The organism is Arthrobacter sp. CAN_A2 (assembly GCF_015752045.1).
GTDB lineage: Bacteria > Actinomycetota > Actinomycetes > Actinomycetales > Micrococcaceae > Arthrobacter_D.
Genome location: NZ_JADOUS010000002.1, coordinates 52,623 through 70,191, shown reverse-complemented (window position 1 = coordinate 70,191; position 17,569 = coordinate 52,623). Strand labels below are relative to the sequence as shown.

General features: G+C 71.2%; 18 protein-coding genes. 16 read left to right on the top strand and 2 right to left on the bottom strand.

Going from position 1 to position 17,569, the window contains the following annotated elements; genetic code table 11:
* Positions 1–100: 100 nt before the first annotated feature.
* From IWX63_RS02560 to IWX63_RS02530, 7 genes are read left to right on the top strand one after another with little or no spacing between them, the layout of a single operon-like run.
* Positions 101–1,648: a molybdopterin-dependent oxidoreductase gene (locus IWX63_RS02560; RefSeq protein WP_199276910.1), complete on the top strand. Its 1,548-nt coding sequence runs from the start codon at positions 101–103 to the stop codon at positions 1,646–1,648.
* A 54-nt stretch (positions 1,649–1,702) separates the two neighbouring features.
* Entirely contained in the window at positions 1,703–3,022 is a 1,320-nt protein-coding gene (locus tag IWX63_RS02555) for a molybdopterin molybdotransferase MoeA (RefSeq protein ID WP_199276595.1), read from the top strand.
* Entirely contained in the window at positions 3,019–3,504 is a 486-nt protein-coding gene (moaC, locus tag IWX63_RS02550) for a cyclic pyranopterin monophosphate synthase MoaC (protein ID WP_199276594.1), read from the top strand. Before IWX63_RS02555 ends, moaC begins: the two co-directional genes overlap by 4 nt.
* The gene (locus IWX63_RS02545) at positions 3,501–3,986 is read left to right on the top strand and encodes a MogA/MoaB family molybdenum cofactor biosynthesis protein (RefSeq protein ID WP_199276593.1); all 486 of its coding nucleotides are present in this window, start codon (positions 3,501–3,503) and stop codon (positions 3,984–3,986) included. The genes moaC and IWX63_RS02545 overlap by 4 nt, the downstream gene beginning before the upstream one ends.
* Positions 3,973–4,410 (top strand): molybdenum cofactor biosynthesis protein MoaE, encoded by a 438-nt coding sequence (locus IWX63_RS02540; RefSeq protein WP_199276592.1) that lies wholly within the window; start codon positions 3,973–3,975, stop codon positions 4,408–4,410. Before IWX63_RS02545 ends, IWX63_RS02540 begins: the two co-directional genes overlap by 14 nt.
* 10 nt (positions 4,411–4,420) lie before the next feature.
* Complete coding sequence (dapB, locus tag IWX63_RS02535; RefSeq protein WP_199276591.1) at positions 4,421–5,194, top strand: 4-hydroxy-tetrahydrodipicolinate reductase; 774 nt, start codon at positions 4,421–4,423, stop codon at positions 5,192–5,194.
* The gene (locus tag IWX63_RS02530) at positions 5,191–5,700 is read left to right on the top strand and encodes a hypothetical protein (RefSeq protein ID WP_199276590.1); all 510 of its coding nucleotides are present in this window, start codon (positions 5,191–5,193) and stop codon (positions 5,698–5,700) included. The genes dapB and IWX63_RS02530 overlap by 4 nt, the downstream gene beginning before the upstream one ends.
* Before the next feature lie 24 nt (positions 5,701–5,724).
* Here the strand turns inward: IWX63_RS02530 and IWX63_RS02525 are convergent, their stop codons facing one another.
* Positions 5,725–6,906, bottom strand: coding sequence for a heparan-alpha-glucosaminide N-acetyltransferase domain-containing protein (locus IWX63_RS02525; protein WP_199276589.1), 1,182 nt, complete (start codon positions 6,904–6,906; stop codon positions 5,725–5,727).
* Between the two features lie 106 nt (positions 6,907–7,012).
* Here IWX63_RS02525 and dapA point away from each other — a divergent pair, with 106 nt between their 5' ends.
* The 6 genes from dapA (at position 7,013) to IWX63_RS02495 (ending at position 14,293) form a co-directional block, all read left to right on the top strand.
* Entirely contained in the window at positions 7,013–7,951 is a 939-nt protein-coding gene (gene dapA / locus IWX63_RS02520; protein ID WP_199276588.1) for a 4-hydroxy-tetrahydrodipicolinate synthase, read from the top strand.
* Positions 7,948–9,648 carry a ribonuclease J gene (locus IWX63_RS02515; RefSeq protein ID WP_199276587.1) on the top strand — a complete coding sequence of 567 codons (1,701 nt, stop codon included), beginning with the start codon at positions 7,948–7,950 and terminating at the stop codon, positions 9,646–9,648. The genes dapA and IWX63_RS02515 overlap by 4 nt, the downstream gene beginning before the upstream one ends.
* A 74-nt stretch (positions 9,649–9,722) precedes the next feature.
* Positions 9,723–12,638, top strand: a complete 2,916-nt coding sequence (locus IWX63_RS02510; RefSeq protein ID WP_199276586.1) for an FtsK/SpoIIIE family DNA translocase — start codon at positions 9,723–9,725, stop codon at positions 12,636–12,638.
* 9 nt (positions 12,639–12,647) lie between these two features.
* On the top strand, positions 12,648–13,235 hold the full coding sequence (gene pgsA, locus IWX63_RS02505; protein WP_199276585.1) for a CDP-diacylglycerol--glycerol-3-phosphate 3-phosphatidyltransferase: 588 nt from the start codon (positions 12,648–12,650) through the stop codon (positions 13,233–13,235).
* Entirely contained in the window at positions 13,232–13,729 is a 498-nt protein-coding gene (locus IWX63_RS02500) for a CinA family protein (protein ID WP_199276584.1), read from the top strand. The genes pgsA and IWX63_RS02500 overlap by 4 nt, the downstream gene beginning before the upstream one ends.
* 123 nt (positions 13,730–13,852) lie before the next feature.
* Positions 13,853–14,293 carry a helix-turn-helix domain-containing protein gene (locus IWX63_RS02495; protein ID WP_043447546.1) on the top strand — a complete coding sequence of 147 codons (441 nt, stop codon included), beginning with the start codon at positions 13,853–13,855 and terminating at the stop codon, positions 14,291–14,293.
* 64 nt (positions 14,294–14,357) lie between these two features.
* On the opposite strand, the gene IWX63_RS02490 is transcribed toward IWX63_RS02495, so the two are convergent.
* Positions 14,358–14,867, bottom strand: coding sequence for a MarR family winged helix-turn-helix transcriptional regulator (locus tag IWX63_RS02490; RefSeq protein WP_334685576.1), 510 nt, complete (start codon positions 14,865–14,867; stop codon positions 14,358–14,360).
* A gap of 204 nt (positions 14,868–15,071) precedes the next feature.
* On the opposite strand from IWX63_RS02490, the gene IWX63_RS02485 reads away from it, so the two are divergent.
* The 3 genes from IWX63_RS02485 (at position 15,072) to IWX63_RS16695 (ending at position 17,553) form a co-directional block, all read left to right on the top strand.
* Positions 15,072–15,290, top strand: coding sequence for a DUF3046 domain-containing protein (locus tag IWX63_RS02485; protein ID WP_199276583.1), 219 nt, complete (start codon positions 15,072–15,074; stop codon positions 15,288–15,290).
* A gap of 245 nt (positions 15,291–15,535) precedes the next feature.
* Positions 15,536–16,579, top strand: coding sequence for a recombinase RecA (gene recA, locus IWX63_RS02480; RefSeq protein ID WP_199276582.1), 1,044 nt, complete (start codon positions 15,536–15,538; stop codon positions 16,577–16,579).
* Positions 16,580–16,584: 5 nt separating this feature from the next.
* Positions 16,585–17,553 carry a regulatory protein RecX gene (locus IWX63_RS16695; RefSeq protein WP_334685575.1) on the top strand — a complete coding sequence of 323 codons (969 nt, stop codon included), beginning with the start codon at positions 16,585–16,587 and terminating at the stop codon, positions 17,551–17,553.
* The last annotated feature ends 16 nt before the right edge of the window (positions 17,554–17,569 follow it).

Sequence of the window (17,569 nt, the reverse complement as noted above, 5' to 3'; positions counted from 1 at the left end):
GGAACCTCCGCCCACCCGCGGTCGTGTAACGGGCGGACCTGCCCTGCCGGACGGCAGAGCGGCCGGGACGTGACGAGAGGCAGGGATCCCCCCAGTGAGCATGAGACCCCAGGCGTGGGCCGCCGTCTCCGGAGCCCTGTCGGTGGGGCTGGGGGTCATCGCCGGCGAGCTCGCGGCAGCCGCGCTCAGCCCCTCCGTCACCCCGGTCACCGCGGTGGGCTCCTCCGTCATCGACGTCGTGCCGCCGGCGGTCAAGGACTGGGCGATCGCCTGGTTCGGGACCGCGGACAAGGCCGTCCTCCTGGCGACGATCGCCGCCGTCATCACCGGGATCGCCCTCGCCGCCGGAGTGCTCGAATACCGGCGGGCCTTCGCCGGCCGGGCGGTCGTCGTCGGCTTCGGGGTACTCGGCGCGCTCGCCGTCAGCTCGCGGCCGCAATCCTCCGCCGTCTCCTTCGTGGCGCCGGCGGTCGCCACGCTCGTCGCGATCCTCGTCCTGGCCGCACTCATCCGGGCGTTGAGGGCGTGGGCCGGGGCGGGCGACGACGGCGCGGAAGGCCCGCTCCCGGCACGCCGCCGGTTCCTCCAGGCGGCCGGAGGCACAGCCGCCGTCGCCGTCGCCACCGGGGCGGCAGCCACCGGGGTGCGGTCCTCCCAGTCCGCCGTGACGCAGCAGCGCTCGTCGATCACGCTGCCCGCACCCGCCGGGGCGGCCCCACCTCCGGAGGGGTCCTTCGTCCCCGAGGGGGCGGACCTCGGCATCGAGGGCATCAGCGAACTCGTGACGCCGGTGGCGGACTTCTACCGGATCGACACCGCGCTCGTGGTGCCGGTCCTCGACGCCGCGGAGTGGTCCCTCACCGTGACGGGACTCGTGGACCGGGAGATCAGGATCACGTTCGCGGAACTGCTCGCGCTACCCCTGATCGAGCGCCACGTGACCCTGGCCTGCGTGTCGAACACCGTCGGCGGAGACCTGACCGGCAACGCCCGCTGGCTCGGGTGGCCCGTGCGCGAGCTCCTCGCCCGGGCCGGGGTGCGGCCTGAGGCCGACATGGTGCTCTCACGGAGCGTCGACGGCTTCACCGCCGGCACGCCCCTGGAGGCACTGACCGACGCGAGGGACTCGCTGCTCGCCGTCGGCATGAACGGCGAGCCGCTGCCCGTGGAGCACGGCTTCCCGGTCCGGCTCGTGGTCCCGGGGCTGTACGGCTTCGTGTCCGCGACGAAGTGGGTGACCGAGCTGAAGGTCACCCGCTTCGCCGACGACACGGCGTACTGGTCCACCCGCGGCTGGTCCGAGCGCGGCCCGGTCAAGACGTCCTCCAGGATCGACGTGCCCCGCGCGAACGCGAGCGTCCCCGCCGGCGACGTCGTCGTCGGCGGTGTGGCCTGGGCGCAGCACAGGGGGGTCGAGGCCGTCGAGGTGAGGGCCGACGGCGGGGCCTGGCAGCGTGCCACGCTCGCAAGACCGATCTCCGCCGACACCTGGTGCCAGTACACCGCCACGCTGCGGCTGCCGGCCGGGTCGCACACCCTCCAGGCGCGGGCGCTGGACCGTGAGGGCGGGGTGCAGTCCGCGGACCCCGCCGCCCCGGCACCGGACGGCGCCGAAGGGCTGCACACGGTAACGTTCACGGTGACCTAGGCCACGCCATCCGGGCGGTCCGGCTCGCCGACACCAGCGCGCGGAAGGCAACCCATGAGACGAACCGTCGCCGAACACCAGGCCGCCGTGGCCGGACTCCTGCACTCGGCCGCCGGGTACCGGCGCGCGGCAGCGGACGTCCTCCCGCTGCGCGAGGCCCTCGGCCGGGCGCTGCTGGAGGACGTGCACGCGCCGGTCAGCCTCCCGCCCTTCGACAACTCCCAGATGGACGGGTATGCGGTCCACGCCGCCGACCTCGCGGGGACGGCCCCGCTGGTCGTGGCCGACCCCATCCCGGCAGGCTCCGTGCCGTCTCCTCTCGATCCGGGGACGGCAGCCCCGATCATGACCGGCGCCATGTTGCCGGCCGGCGCGGCCGCCGTCGTGCCCATCGAGCGGGCACAGCCCGCCCGGTTCTACTCCGCAGCGGAGCGGGCAGAGGGGAACCCCACCGTGCGCCTCCCCGGCGGCATCGACGCCGGATCGTACGTGCGGCGGACCGGCAGCGACATCGCCGAGGGTGGGATCGCACTCCGGGCCGGCACGCTGCTCGGCGCCGCCCAGCTCGGGCTCCTCGCCGCCTGCGGGGTGGGTGAGGTCCGCGTGGTCCCGCGCTTCCGCGTGCTGCTCCTGTCGACCGGCGACGAGGTGGCCGAGCCCGGCTCCGCCCTCGCCCCGGGAAGGATCTACGACGCCAACACGACCCTCCTCGAGGCGGCGCTGCGGGAGGCGGGCGTGGACGTCACCTGTCACCGTCTGCTCGGGGACGATCCGGCGGTGCTCCGGGAGGCGTTCGCCGCCATCACCGCGGACAGCGCCGACCTCGTCCTCAGTACCGGGGGCATCAGCCAGGGCGCCTACGAGGTGGTGAAGCAGGCGCTCGCGGCGAGCCGCGTGGAGTTCTCCTCGGTGGCCCTGCAGCCGGGCGGACCCCAGGCGCACGGCACCATCTCCGGTGTCCCGTTCCTCGGGTTCCCCGGCAACCCGGTGAGCGCGATGGTCTCTTTCGAGATGTTCCTGCGGCCCGCCCTCCATGGGATGACCGGCGTCCCGGCGCCCCGCCCCGTGCTGGAGGCGGTTCTCGCCGAGGGCGTCGACAGCCCTCCCGCCAAGCACCAGGTACGCCGCGGCGTCTACCGCGACGGCAGGGTGGCGCTCGTGGGCGGGCCCGGGTCCCATCTGCTGCACGCCCTGGCCGCCGCCAACTGCCTCGTCCACCTGCCCGAGGGCGTTGCCTCGCTCGCCGCCGGTGACCGGGTCGAGGTCACGCTCATCGGGCCCATACCGTCGGATCTCCTGGCAACCGAGGACCCGGTCCGCGCGGACCGGGCCGGATCTGGTGGAATGGACTCCGCAGAAAGGACTCCATCATGAGTACTCCACCCCCCACCGAGGGACTGTCCCACGTCCGATCCGACGGCACCGCCCACATGGTCGATGTCTCCGGCAAGCAGGCGACCGTCCGCCAGGCCGTCGCCGAGGCGACCCTCGAGACCACGCCCGACGTCGTCGCGCTCATCGCCGACGGCAGCCTGCCGAAGGGTGACGCCCTCGCCGTCGCCCGCGTGGCCGGCATCATGGCGGCCAAGCAGACCTCCACCCTGATCCCGCTGTGCCATCCGCTGCCGCTGTCCAGGGTGACCGTCGACTTCGAGCCCGACGGCGGCCGCGTGCGGGTCGTCGTGCTCGTGAAGACGACCTCGCTCACCGGCGTCGAGATGGAGGCCCTGACGGCCGCATCCGTCGCCGCGCTGACCCTCTACGACATGATCAAGGCCGTGGACAAGCACGCGGTCATCACCGGCACGCGCGTGCTCTCGAAGTCCGGCGGCAAGAGCGGGGACTGGGCCGTATGACACCGCTGCGCACCGCCGCCGTCGTCATCGCCTCCACCCGGGCCGCCGCCGGCACCTACGAGGACGAGTGCGGCCCGGCCATCGCCCACTGGCTCTACGACCACGGCTACGCCGTCGCTGACGCCGTCGTGGTCCCCGACGGAGACGCCGTCGGCACCGCGATCGGCGCCGCCCTGGAGGCCCGCCCGGCGGTGCTCATCACCAGCGGGGGGACGGGGCTCAGCCCCGACGACGCCACACCCGAACAGACGGCGCCGTACCTGACGCGCAGCCTGCCGGGCATCATGGAGGCCATCCGCCGCGCCGGAGCCGACACCGTCCCGACGGCCGCCCTCAGCCGCGGACTGGCGGGGACCGCGGGCTCGACGTTCGTCATCAACCTGCCCGGATCGCCCGGGGGCGTCCGTGACGGCCTCGCGGTCCTCGCGCCCCTCATCGACCACATCTGCTCCCAGCTGGAAGGCCACAATGACCACCGGTGAAGTAGTGCACGCCGCCGTCGCCGACACCCCGATCACCCCCGAGGAGGCGCACGCCGGCGTCGACTCCCCGTACTGCGGGGCCGTGGTCGGCTTCAGCGGCGTCGTGAGGGACCACGACGGCGGCCGCGACGTCAGCTCGCTGAGCTATTCGGCGCACCCGAGCGCCGAACGCGTGATCCGCGAGGTCGCGGAGGAGATCGCCGCCCGCCACGAAGGCATCCGGATCTGGGTGGCGCACCGCGTGGGACCCCTCGCTATCGGGGACCAGGCGCTCGTCGCCGCGGTCGGGGCCGCACACCGCGGAGAGGCGTTCCGGGCCTGCTCGGACCTCGTCGACCTCGTGAAGGAGCGCGTCCCCATCTGGAAGGAGCAGTTCTTCACGGACGGCAGCGTGGAATGGGTCGGGGCAGGAGCGGAACAGTAGGCTTGAGGGCATGACTGAACTACTGCCCGTGGCCGTGCTGGGTGCCAGGGGACGCATGGGGGCCGAGGCCGTCCGTGCGGTCCAGGCGGCGGACGACCTCGAGCTCGTCGCCGCCCTCGGCAGCGGCGATCCCCTGGAATCGCTCGTCTCCGCCGGTGCGCGCGTCGTCGTCGACCTGACCGTCCCGGACGCCACGGTCGGGAACGTCGGCTTCGCCGTCGAGCACGGCATGCACGCCGTCGTCGGGACGACGGGCTGGACCGCCGATCGCCTGGCCCGCCTGGAGGTCCTGCTGGAGGAGACGCCCGCCACGGGTGTGCTGATCGCGCCGAACTTCGCGCTCGGGTCCGTCCTCGCCACGGCCTTCGCCGCCGCCGCGGCCCGCTACTTCGACTCCGTCGAGATCGTCGAGCTCCACCACCCGGACAAGGTGGACGCCCCCTCCGGCACCGCCGTGCGGACCGCCCAGCTCGTGGCCGCGGCGCGGGCCGCCGCGGGTGTGCCGGACGCGCCGGACGCGACGCGGGACCAGCTCGAGGGGGCGCGCGGTGCGAGCGTGGACGGCGTCCCCGTGCACTCCGTGCGGCTCCGCGGTCTGACGGCCCATCAGGAGGTCCTGTTCGGGAGCACGGGCGAGCAGCTGACCATCCGCCACGATTCCTTCGACCGTGCCTCGTTCATGCCCGGCGTCCTGCTCGGGATCCGCTCGGTGGCCCGGCACCCCGGCCTGACCGTCGGACTCGACGGCTATCTGGACCTGCAGATCGGCGGAACCGGTTCATGACCCCGCCGACGCATCCGGTGCTCGGGTTCTACCGGCAGCACAAGGCCAAGGTCGGCGTCCTGCTCGTCACGGCGCTCCTCGTCTTCTGGCTGGTGGTCGCCTTCCAGCGCAGCTTCCTGCTCCTCGGCGACCCCGAGCCCGTGGCCAAGGCCCTGGGCGTCGGGTACCTGCTGCTCCCGTGCATCGGAGCGTGGGCCCTGATCCGGGAACTGCTCTTCGGCGCACGGACCGAGCAGATGGCCCGCCGGCTCGACGCCGAGGGCGGCCTGCCCGTCGACGACCTGCCGAGGACTCCCGCCGGGCGGATCGTGCGGTCCGCGGCCGACGCCGCCTTCCCCGCTTTCCAGGCCGAGGCGGAGGCCGACCCGGAGAACTGGCGGAGCTGGTTCAGGCTCTCCTGCGCCTACGACGCCGCCGGCGATCGGAAGCGGGCCCGGCGGGCGATGCGCGACGCCGCGAAACTGTACCGCCGGCACGGAGCGGGCACCGCGCGCCGGCAGGACTGACGCCGGACGCCGACACGGCCCCCGTCAGTGCCGGGCCTCGGCACGCCCGTCCCGCGCCGCGTTCGCCGCACCGGAGGCGAGCAGCTCCAGGGGCCCCCGGGAGCGCACGCGCTGGAACAGGATGCCGATGGCGATCGCGGCGACGACCTGCAGCCAGAGGAGCAGCAGCGGATCCGCCAGGGGGACCAGCGTGTCCGCCCAGCTCATGACGCAGATGTGGAGGGTGTACAGGGTCAGCGTCATGGCCCCCGGCGCCGACAGCGGCAGGAGCGCCTGCGGGAACCGGCGCGTGAGCAGGAGGCAGGCCGCGACGACCGCGGCCGCGGAACCCGCCACGTGCACGAGGTCGGGTGTCGTCCCCGAGTGGGGCGCGCTGACCGCGAGCCACCACCACGAGCCCGACTGGTCCACGCCCGCAAGGCCGACGTCGAGCATCGCCTCCAGCGGGTAGCGGCGACCGTCCGGGGTCGCCAGGAGGGCGGTGAGGCCGCCGCCCTGCCCGAGGAGTTCCGCGCTGAGCAGCCTGGCCCCGACCGCGGCGAGCACGCCCGCGCCGAGGAGCCCCAGCTGCACGCCGAGCCGGGACAGGTCCAGCCGCCCGATCACGAGCCCCACGAGGATGAAGCCGAGCCACTGCAGCACCGGGTAGTACCCGGTCAGGAAGAGGTCCGCGGCGAGCGTGCCCGGCTCGAGGATGTGCTCGAAGACGGGGTTGCCCCCGACAGAGGGCGGGTCCACGGCCGCGGCCACCAAGGGTCGCAGGAGATAGGCGGCCACCGGAGCGACCAGCAGCCAGCCGGCCGTCCACGCCGCGAGCGCCCGCAGCCGCAGCCCCACGAAGGGCAGCGCCAGGAGGAACAGCACGCCGTAGTGGACCAGGATGATCGCGATGTTCGTCTCGACACCGCCGAGGACGAGCCCGATCAGGGCGATCACGACGGCGCGGACCGCGATGCCCGTGCGGTCGGCGGAGAGCGTCCGGTCCCGGTGGGGGAAGCGTCCTCCCGTCAGCAGGGCCAGGCCGATGCCCGCGACGACGGCGAACAGGCCGGACGCGCGGCCCGAGAACACCAGCGCGGTCCAGGTGGCCTCCGTGGTACCCGGGGCGTAGAGGGGCAGGATGTGGGTGCTCATCATGCCGAAGAGGGCCACGCCGCGCGCCGCATCGATCCCGGTCAGGCGGCGGGGCGCGGACTTCGTGTGCATCCAGCCATGGTCCCACAGGCACCTTCGCCTCCCCGGCGGGACCGGGCGGCGGCGGAGTCTGCGCCCGGTCCCACCGGCTCCCGCCCGAGCGGGTAACGTTTTACCCATGGCTGAAACCCCCTCCCGCATCCTCCCGTTCGGTTCGCTCGTGGCCGCCATGGTCACGCCCTTCACCGCCGACGGCAGCGTCGACTTCGATGCCACCGCCGCCCTCGCCGCGAAGCTCGTCGACGACGGCTGTGACGGCCTGGTCGTCTCCGGCACGACGGGGGAGACCTCGACGCTCGAGGACTCCGAGAAGGAGGACCTCTACCGCGTCGTCGTCGAGACCGTGGGGGACCGCGCCCGCGTGATCGCCGGTACGGGCACGAACCACACCTCGCACTCGGTGGAGATGGCACGCCGCGCCGAGCGAGCCGGAGCCCACGCGCAGCTCGTCGTGACGCCCTACTACAACAAGCCCACGCAGTCCGGTGTGCTGGCCCACTTCACGGCCGTCTCCGAGGCGAGCGACCTGCCGATCATGGTCTACGACATCCCCGGCCGGTCCTCCATCCCCATCACCACCGAGACGATGCTCCGCCTGGCCGACAACCCCCGGATCGGAGCGCTGAAGGACGCGAAGGCGGACTTCGCCGCCGTCACGCGGGTACTCGCCTCCACCGATCTGGACGTCTACTCGGGCGACGACGGCCTCACCCTGCCATGGATGGCCGCAGGTGCCGTCGGGGTCGTGAGCGTCAGCGCCCAGGTCGCCACGATCGCCTTCCGTGCGCTGGTCGACGCCGCCGCGGCAGGCGACTTCGAGGAGGCCCGCCGGGTCCACTTCGAGCTCGACCCCGTGGTGCGCGCCGTGATGACCCACATCCCGGGTGCGGTCTCGGCCAAGCAGATCCTGCGCCTGCAGGGAGTGCTCGCGAACGCCGTGGTGCGCCTGCCCCTCGTCGAACCGGACGAGAGCGAGCTGGAGCCGGTCCTCGCCGACCTGGCCGAGGCAGGATGGGACATCGGGTCCCCGGAGACACGCCGGATCGCCCGGCCATGAGTGACGCGGCCGGCGTCGGTCCTGCCCTGAGGGCCCTGCCGCCGACGCTGGAGCCGGGCACGCTGCGGATCGTCCCGCTCGGCGGGCTGGGCGAGATCGGCCGGAACATGGCGGTGTTCGAGATCGGCGGCAAGCTGCTGATCGTCGACTGCGGCGTGCTGTTCCCCGAGGAGACCCAACCCGGCGTGGACCTGATCCTGCCCGACTTCTCCTATCTCGAGGACCGGCTCGACGACGTCGTCGGCCTGGTGCTCACGCACGGCCACGAGGACCACATCGGAGCGGTGCCGTACCTCCTCCGCCTGAGGGCCGACATCCCCCTCATCGGCTCGCAGCTGACCCTCGCCCTCATCGAGGCGAAGCTCCAGGAACACCGGATCCACCCGTCCACCCTCACCGTGTCCGAGGGGCAGATCGAGCAGCTCGGGCCGTTCGAGTGCGAGTTCGTCGCCGTCAACCACTCCATCCCGGACGCCCTCGCGGTGTTCATCCGGACCGAGGCCGGCAACGTCCTGCACACGGGCGACTTCAAGATGGACCAGCTACCGCTCGACGGGCGGATCACCGACCTGCGGGCCTTCGCACGCCTCGGTGAAGAGGGCGTCGACCTGTTCATGGTCGACTCCACGAACGCCGACGTCCCGGGTTTCACGACGGCGGAACGGGAGATCGGTCCCGTCCTCGAGAACCTCTTCGGGCAGGTCCGGAAGCGCATCATCGTCGCCTCCTTCTCCTCCCACGTACACCGCGTCCAGCAGGTCCTCGACGCCGCCCACGCCCACGGCCGCTTCGTGTGCTTCGCCGGGCGGTCCATGGTGCGCAACATGGCGATCGCCGCGAAACTCGGCTACCTGAAGGTGCCGGACGGCATCCTGGTGGACATCAAGAACGTCGACGACCTGCCGGACGACCGCGTGGTCCTCATGTCCACCGGCTCGCAGGGCGAACCCATGGCTGCGCTGTCCCGCATGGCCAACGGCGACCACCGCATCACGGTCGGCAAGGGCGACACCGTGATCCTGGCCTCCTCGCTCATCCCCGGCAACGAGAACGCCGTGTACCGCGTCATCAACGGGCTCATGAAGCTCGGCGCCGACGTCATCCACAAGGGCAACGCGAAGGTGCACGTGTCCGGCCACGCCGCGGCCGGCGAGCTCCTCTACTGCTACAACATCCTGCGGCCACGGAACGTCATGCCCGTGCACGGCGAGATCCGGCACCTCATCGCCAACGGGAAGCTGGCGCAGCAGACGGGCGTCCCGGCGTCGAACGTCCTGATCACCGAGGACGGCTCGGTCGTCGACCTCGTGGACGGCAGGGCGCGCGTGGTGGGAGCCGTCGAGTGCGGCTACGTGTACGTGGACGGCTCCAGCGTGGGGGAGATCACCGACGCCGACCTCAAGGACCGGCGGACGCTCGGGGAGGAAGGCTTCATCTCGATCATCACGGTGGTGAACCGCAGCACCGGGACGATCGTCTCGGGACCGGACATCCACGCACGGGGGTTCGCCGAGGACGACGCCGTGTTCGACGAGATCAAGCCCAGGATCGCACGGGCCCTCGAAGAGGCCGTGGCGAACACCCCGGACCACACCACGTACCAGTTGCAGCAGGTCGTCCGGCGCATCGTCGGCACCTGGGTCAACCGGGGCTACCGACGGCGCCCGATGATCATCCCGGTGGTCCTGGAGGCCTGACACCGGGCAGCCCGGGGGCCGTCGGCCCGCGGGAATCCGACGCATCGGGGGCGGGGTCCGGTACCGTGAGGAGCATGGCCACTCGAACATCCCCTGCCCCGCGGGGCCAGCACCAGACCCGCAGCAAGGGAGCGTCCGCCGTCGCGGGATCCTCCCGGAGCAAGGCGCCGGCCAAGGCGCCGACCAAGGCTCCGGCCAAGGGGGCCGGCCGCGCTCCGGCCAGGACCCGGCAGGCCCCGGTGACCCCCGAACCCCGGCACGAGGACCAGCTCGCCCTTCCCCTGCGCGCCGTCAGGGCCGTATGGATGGGCACCGCGCGCGTCGTCGGTTCCGGCGTCCGCACCTTCGGCCACGACGTCGACCCGGACCGCGAGCTCCGCCGCGACGGGTCCGGCTTCTTCCTCCTCCTGCTGGCCCTCGCGGTCGCCGCCGTCGAGTGGTGGGCCCTCGGCGGCACTGCCGCCGACATCGTGCACGCGGGCGCCGGCGGCACCTTCGGCTGGATGGCCCTGCTCGTCCCGTTCATGCTCGGCATCGGCGCCGTCCGCCTGTTCCGCTACCCGGAGCAGCATCGCGCCAACAACCGCATCGCCATCGGCCAGCTCGTCATCCTCTTCGCCGGTTCCGGCATCGCCCACCTCGTCGGCGGCCGGCCCGGCCTCTCCGACGGGCTCGACGCGCTCTGGCGCGCGGGAGGCGTCGCGGGGTTCCTCGTCGCCGGGCCGCTCAGCAGCGTCCTCACGGTCTGGCCCGTGGGCGTCCTGCTCGCGGCGGCGGTCTTCCTCGGCCTGCTGATCGTCACGGCCACGCCCTTCCGCCACATCCCGGCCCGCCTGCGCACCCTGTACGAGCACCTGATGGGCCAGGACCTGAACGACGCCGACGCCCGGCGCGACGACGGCCACGACCAGAGCTACCTCTACGAGACACACGGCTCCACCGCCAAGCCCGAGCCGAAGGGCCGCCGGCGCCTGTTCGGCAAGGACAAGCCCGGGGCATCCGGGAACGACCACGACCAGCACGACACCGACGAGGAGGGGTACGTCGGCGACGAGGCGTTCGAGCGCGCCGTCATCGAGGACGAGGAGCGGCGTGCCCGCGAGGCCGAGGCCGCCGTCCGTCCCGGGGTCCGGCGCCCCACGCGGCAGGAACTGGCCGCCGAGGAACTCAAGCGGTCGCAGGGCATCGGCACCCCGGACCGTGCCCCCGAGCGTGCCCCCGAGGGCGCGACGGAGGCCATCGACGTCGTCCCCGCCGCGAAGGCACTGATCGTCCCGTCGACACCGGTGCCGCCGCAGGTCCCGCCCACGCCCATCCCGCAGCGCACCGAGCAGCTGCAGCTCGCCGGCGACGTCGCGTACACCCTGCCGCCGTCGGACTACCTGCCCGCCGGCACCCCGCCCAAGGAGCGCTCGGAAGCCAACGACGCCGTCGTCGCCGCCCTGACGCACACGATGGACCAGTTCAACGTGGACGCGAAGGTGACCGGATTCTCGCGCGGTCCGACCGTCACGCGCTACGAGATCGAACTGGCGCCGGGCACCAAGGTGGAACGCGTCACCGCGCTGTCGAAGAACATCTCCTACGCCGTCGCCAGCTCGGACGTGCGCATCCTCTCGCCCATCCCCGGCAAGTCGGCCATCGGCATCGAGATCCCGAACACGGACCGCGAGACGGTCTCCCTCGGGGACGTCCTGCGTTCCGGGAACGCCCGCAAGACGGACCACCCCATGGTGATGGGGGTGGGCAAGGACGTGGAGGGCGGGTTCGTCGTCGCCAACCTCGCGAAGATGCCCCACCTGCTCGTCGCCGGCGCCACGGGTGCAGGCAAGTCCTCGTTCGTGAACTCCATGATCACCTCGATCCTCATGCGCTCGACGCCGGACGAGGTGCGCATGGTCATGGTCGACCCGAAGCGCGTGGAGCTCACGGCGTACGAGGGCGTGCCCCACCTGATCACGCCCATCATCACGAGTCCCAAGAAGGCCGCCGAGGCGCTGCAGTGGGTGGTCCGCGAGATGGACACGCGCTACGACGACCTGGCGAACTACGGCTACAAGCACATCGACGATTTCAACAAGGCCGTCCGGAACGGGAAGATCATCCCGCCCGAGGGGTCCAAGCGCGTCGTGCGCCCCTACCCGTACCTGCTGGTCATCGTGGACGAGCTCGCCGACCTGATGATGGTCGCCCCGCGCGACGTCGAGGATTCGATCGTCCGCATCACCCAGCTCGCGCGTGCCGCCGGCATCCACCTCGTCCTGGCCACGCAGCGGCCGTCGGTCGACGTCGTCACCGGCCTGATCAAGGCGAACGTCCCCTCCCGCATGGCGTTCGCCACGTCCTCGGTCACCGACTCGCGCGTGGTGCTGGACCAGCCGGGCGCCGAGAAGCTGATCGGCCAGGGTGATGCGCTGTTCCTGCCCATGGGCGCGTCCAAGCCCATGCGCGTGCAGGGCGCCTGGGTCACCGAGTCGGAGATCCACCGCGTCGTGGAGCACGTGAAGGGGCAGCTGCAGGCCGTCTACCGCGAGGACGTCGCGGTCGAAGCGCCGAAGAAGCAGATCGACGACGACATCGGGGACGACCTCGAGGTCCTGCTCCAGGCCACCGAGCTCGTGGTCACGACCCAGTTCGGGTCGACGTCGATGCTGCAGCGCAAGCTCCGCGTCGGGTTCGCGAAGGCCGGGCGCCTCATGGACCTCCTCGAGTCGCGAGGCGTGGTCGGCCCGTCCGAGGGGTCCAAGGCGCGCGACGTGCTGGTCAAGCCCGACGACCTCGCCCCCGTGCTCGCCGCCATGCGCGGGGACGAGCCGCCCGCTCCCCGGCCGGCCCAGGCCCAGCCCCACGCGCCGATCGACCTCGTCGCCGACGATCTCGCCTCCCGGGCACAGGCGGTCGACTACTACGACGGCGACGACGCGTCCGGGAGCCCGGACGGGGGCGACGACGACGGGAATACCGACGCCTGGAACCTCACCGGCAGGTAGCCTGAGACAGTGAGCAGCTCCCCGAGCCCGGCCGTGCCGGTCCTGAACATCGCGAACGTCCTCACGGTCGTGCGCATCCTGATGGTGCCGTTCTTCGTCTGGTTCCTCCTGCTCGACGACGGCCGCGACGGGCTGTTCCGCTGGCTCGCCGTCCTCGTGTTCGTGGTGGCGATCTACACCGACAAGCTCGACGGCGACCTGGCCCGCAGCAGGGGCCTCATCACGGACTTCGGCAAGATCGCGGACCCGATCGCCGACAAGCTGCTCATCGGTTCCGCCCTCGTGATGCTGTCCGTCCTGGGAGAACTCTGGTGGTGGGTCACCATCGTCATCCTCGTTCGCGAGATCGGGATCACGATCCTGCGGTTCGCGGTGATCCGGTACGGGGTGATGCCGGCCTCGCGCGGGGGCAAGCTGAAGACGGTCGTGCAGACCGTGGCCATCCTGCTCTTCCTCATCCCGCTGCAGGCCATCGCCGGGCCGTGGGCCTGGTGGCCGGCCGCCGCGGTCATGGCGGCCGCCGTCGTCATCACGGTGGTGACCGGCGTGGACTACGTGGTCCAGGCCATCCGGCTCCGGGCCGCCGCCCGCTCGTGACCGGCGCGGGAGCAGCCGCCGACGTCATCGGCCTGGCCGTCCGGCGGGGCCTCACGGTGGCCACGGCCGAGTCCCTGACGGCCGGCATGGTCGCGGCCACGCTCGCGGACGTCCCGGGCGCCTCGGCCGTCCTTCAGGGCGGAATAGTCGCCTACCAGATTTCTGTCAAGCACAACCTGCTGAACGTCGATGCGGAACTTCTTTCGAGCGCGGGGGCCGTCGATCCGCGGGTCGCGGCCGCGATGGCCGATGGCGCCAGGAACGCGTTCTCCGCGGACATCGGCGTGGCCACGACCGGTGTCGCCGGCCCTTCCGCCCATGAGGGCAAGCCCGTAGGGACCGTGTTCACGGCGATCTCGACCTCGTCGGGTACGACGACGTGCGAGCATCACTTCTCCGGGGACCGCGCGGCGATCAGGGCCGCTTCCCGTGACGCGGTGCTCGTCGAGCTCCGCGAGGCTCTCCTCGGGGGAACAAACAGTCCGCGGAGGTAGTTATAAACACTGTCAGCCGTTGATAGGGTTGGCGACTCAAGCTCAAGCAGAACGGGCAGGTCATCATCACGGGGCGGACGTCCATCGGACGCCGCCGCATTATGAGGGAGCAAGGCGATCCAGATGGTAAAGCAGCCCGTATCCGTAAACGGCGTGGTCCGTTGGCGTGATGTGGGGTTGGCGGATGATGCACAACGCAGGCCCAAGGAGCGCAAACTGGTGGTTCTCCGCCATGAGATCGGCGACGTCCTGCGCGACGTCCGCCAGCGCCAAGGCCGCACCCTGCGCGAGGTATCGCACAGTGCGAGGGTCTCCCTCGGCTACCTCAGCGAGGTCGAGCGTGGACAGAAGGAAGCATCGTCCGAACTCCTCTCATCAATCTGCAGTGCACTCGAGGTGCCGCTCTCCTCGATGCTGCGGGAAGTCAGCGACCGCCTGGCAGAAGCCGAAGGCGTATCCATTCCGGACACCATCCCTCAGGAGTTCTCCCGCGAATTCGGGGACGACCTCACCGACGAACTGAACGACGACTTCCGTCGGGGGCTGGCGGCCACGAACCGCTAGCCGCCCCACGCTAAGGAAGGCCCGTCCCCGGCGAGATAGAGGAGACGGGCCTTCCTGCCGTCTGCTACCAGTTGTCCTTGGTGTAGGTGCTGTTGAGCTGGGCGATGAGCGTGCCCAGGCGGGTCAGGTCCTCCACATCCCAGTCCTCCATGAGCTGGTGAAACGCCTGCTTCCGGGCGGTCTGCGCAGCGACGAGCTGCCGCGTGCCGGCATCCGTCAGGGAGATCGACTGCGCGCGGCCGTCGAGCGGGTCGGCTTCCTTCCTGACGAGCCCCAGCTGCTCCAGCATCGCGATCTGCCGGCTGACGGAGGGCTTACCCACTCCCACGCTCGCCGCGATGTCGGTGAGGCGCATGGAGCCCTCGCGCTGCAGGATCACGAGGAGCCCGTAGGCCGCCGGTTCCATGTCCGGGTGCACCCGACGGGCCACCTTGTACGAGTTGGATCGGGCACGGCGCCACAGCATGCTCAGTTGCTGTTCCAGGGCTTCGATGGCCGTGTCGGTGTCGGCATCCTCGCCGGGATAGCCTGTGCGGCCCACTCCGGCGTCGGTGGTGCTCGGCTTCGCGTTCATGGGGCCATTGTAGGGCTCCCGGGCGGAATCGCCATGCCGCACCGCTCCGTCCGTCGGCCGGGACCCGAATTCCGCGCGGCGGTCATCCCCGCAGGTGATTGCACCGGCGCACGCCCGGCGGCCGGTGCAGGACCCGGTCCGCAGGACCCAGAATGATAGGAGAGGGTGTGGCGACCGGCCGACGACGAGAGCAGGGGACAGTACATGCGGGTGAGCGACTTCTGGCGACTGATGGACGACGAGTTCGGGGAGCGGTACTCGCGGACCCTCGCCCGGGATCTCGTCGTGGACCGGTTGGGTGACAGGACGGCGTCCGAGGCGCTCGGCGCGGGTGCCGATCCGAAAGCGGTCTGGGAGGCTGTGTGCCGGGCGCAGGATGTGCCGACGAGCCGTTGGCTCGGTCGGGACGTCACGCCGCGGTGACCTGCTCCCACGTTCGGCGGCCCCCCGTCCGGGCTGTGAACACGCCGGCAGCGGGATCCGCGGGGACACACAGAAGATCGGGCGAATAATCGAATACCTGTTCGGACGGGGATATGATGGGTGGACGGCCCGAGCGCTGTTACGCACATAGCGACGGCCGCACCACAAACTGTCGGTGCGGGCCCCTACAGTCGAATCGACGACGTATACATAGGCCAGTTGGCCATGAGCAACCGAGGTGAAGAATGGCCGCTCCAGACCGCGAGAAAGCCCTAGAAGCTGCTCTCGCCCAGATCGACAAGCAGTACGGCAAGGGTTCGATCATGCGTCTCGGCGACGAGACCAGGGCGCCCATCGAGACGATCTCCACGAGCTCCATTGCTCTGGATGCGGCCCTCGGCATCGGCGGCCTGCCGCGCGGCAGGGTTGTCGAGATCTACGGTCCCGAGTCGTCGGGCAAGACCACCGTCGCCCTCCATGCCGTGGCGAGCGCCCAGCGCAACGGCGGGATCGCGGCCTTCATTGATGCCGAGCACGCCCTGGATCCCGAGTACGCGAAGAGGCTGGGCGTGGACACGGACGCACTCCTCGTCTCACAGCCGGACACCGGCGAGCAGGCGCTCGAGATCATGGACATGCTCATCGGTTCGGGCTCCATCGACATCGTCGTCATCGACTCGGTCGCCGCACTCGTGCCGCGCGCCGAGATCGAGGGCGAGATGGGTGACAGCCACGTCGGCCTGCAGGCCCGGCTCATGAGCCAGGCCCTCCGGAAGATCACCGGGCGGCTCGCCCAGACCAAGACCACGGCCATCTTCATCAACCAGCTCCGCGAAAAGATCGGCGTGTTCTTCGGAAGCCCCGAGACCACCACGGGTGGCAAGGCGCTGAAGTTCTACGCGTCCGTCCGGATCGACGTGCGACGCATCGAGACCCTGAAGGAAGGCGTCAACCCGGTCGGCAACCGGACGCGCGCCAAGATCGTCAAGAACAAGATGGCCCCGCCGTTCAAGCAGGCCGAGTTCGACATCCTGTACGGCTACGGCATCTCCCGCGAGGGCGGCCTGATCGATGTCGGTGTCGAGAACGGACTGGTCAAGAAGTCCGGCGCCTGGTTCACCTATGACGGTGACCAGCTGGGACAGGGCAAGGAGAACGCCCGCAAGTTCCTGAAGGACAACCCGGATCTGGCTGACGAACTCGAGCAGAAGATCAGGGTCAAGCTGGGCATCGGAGTGCAGCCGGAGGAGACGGATGTACCGAAGCTCAAGGCCGTCAGCGGCGAGTAGGCGGCGTGGCATCGGAGACCGGGCCGGAGGCGGCCGGATGGGGGATCTCCTACGGCCTGTTCGGTTCGGACAGCTCCGCTGATCCCGACGGATCCGAGCCGCCTCCTCGGTCCCGATCGACACGCAAGGGGCCGTCGCGGTCGACGACGTCCTCGTTCGGGAGAACGACATTGACCCAGGGTCGGGGAGCCCCGCGGGCTCAGCGGCGACGAGGCTCGGCGGGCCGACCGCGCTCCGAGGACCCGTTCGGTCCGGTCGTCGGTGCATCGGCGGATGCCTCCGACGCGGTCGATGCCCTCGACGCGAGCGATGCCTCCGACACGAGCGGCGGGTCCCGCGGCGGTCGGCGGGCGCGTGACGGCGGTGACCGCTCTCCGTCCACCGGTGGCCGTCGCGGGAGTCGCGCCGCCGCAGGAGGTTCGGCCGGCGGCCCCCGCACCGGTGCCGGCGACGGACGCGGGTCGGAGGGTGACGAGACCCCCGTTAGAAGTGACGAGGAATGGACCTCGCTGGCACGCTCCGTCCTGCTCCGCCAACTGGCCATGGGTGCGCGGAGCCGCCAGCAGCTCGCCCGCAAGCTCGCCGAGCGGGAGGTACCCCAGCCGGTCGCCACAGCCCTCCTCGACAGGTTCGAGGAGGTGCAGCTCATCGATGATGCGGAGTTCGCCCGGATGTGGGTGCGCACCCGCACCGCCGCCAAATCGTTGTCCCGGTCCTCGCTGCGGCGCGAGCTCGCGGACAGGGGCATCGACGCGGAGCTGGCGGAGGATGCCCTGCTGCAGCTCTCCGACGAAAACGAGGACGAACAGGCCCGGGAAGTCGTCCGCCGGAAGCTCCGCCACAGCGCCGATCTCTCGGATCGTGCCGTGCGGGACAAGGAGGTACGGCGCCTCGTCGGCGTGCTCGCACGCAAGGGGTACAGCCCCGGAACCGCGTTCTCGATCGTGAAGGATGTCATCGCCGACGCCGGATGAGTGCACCGGTGGACGC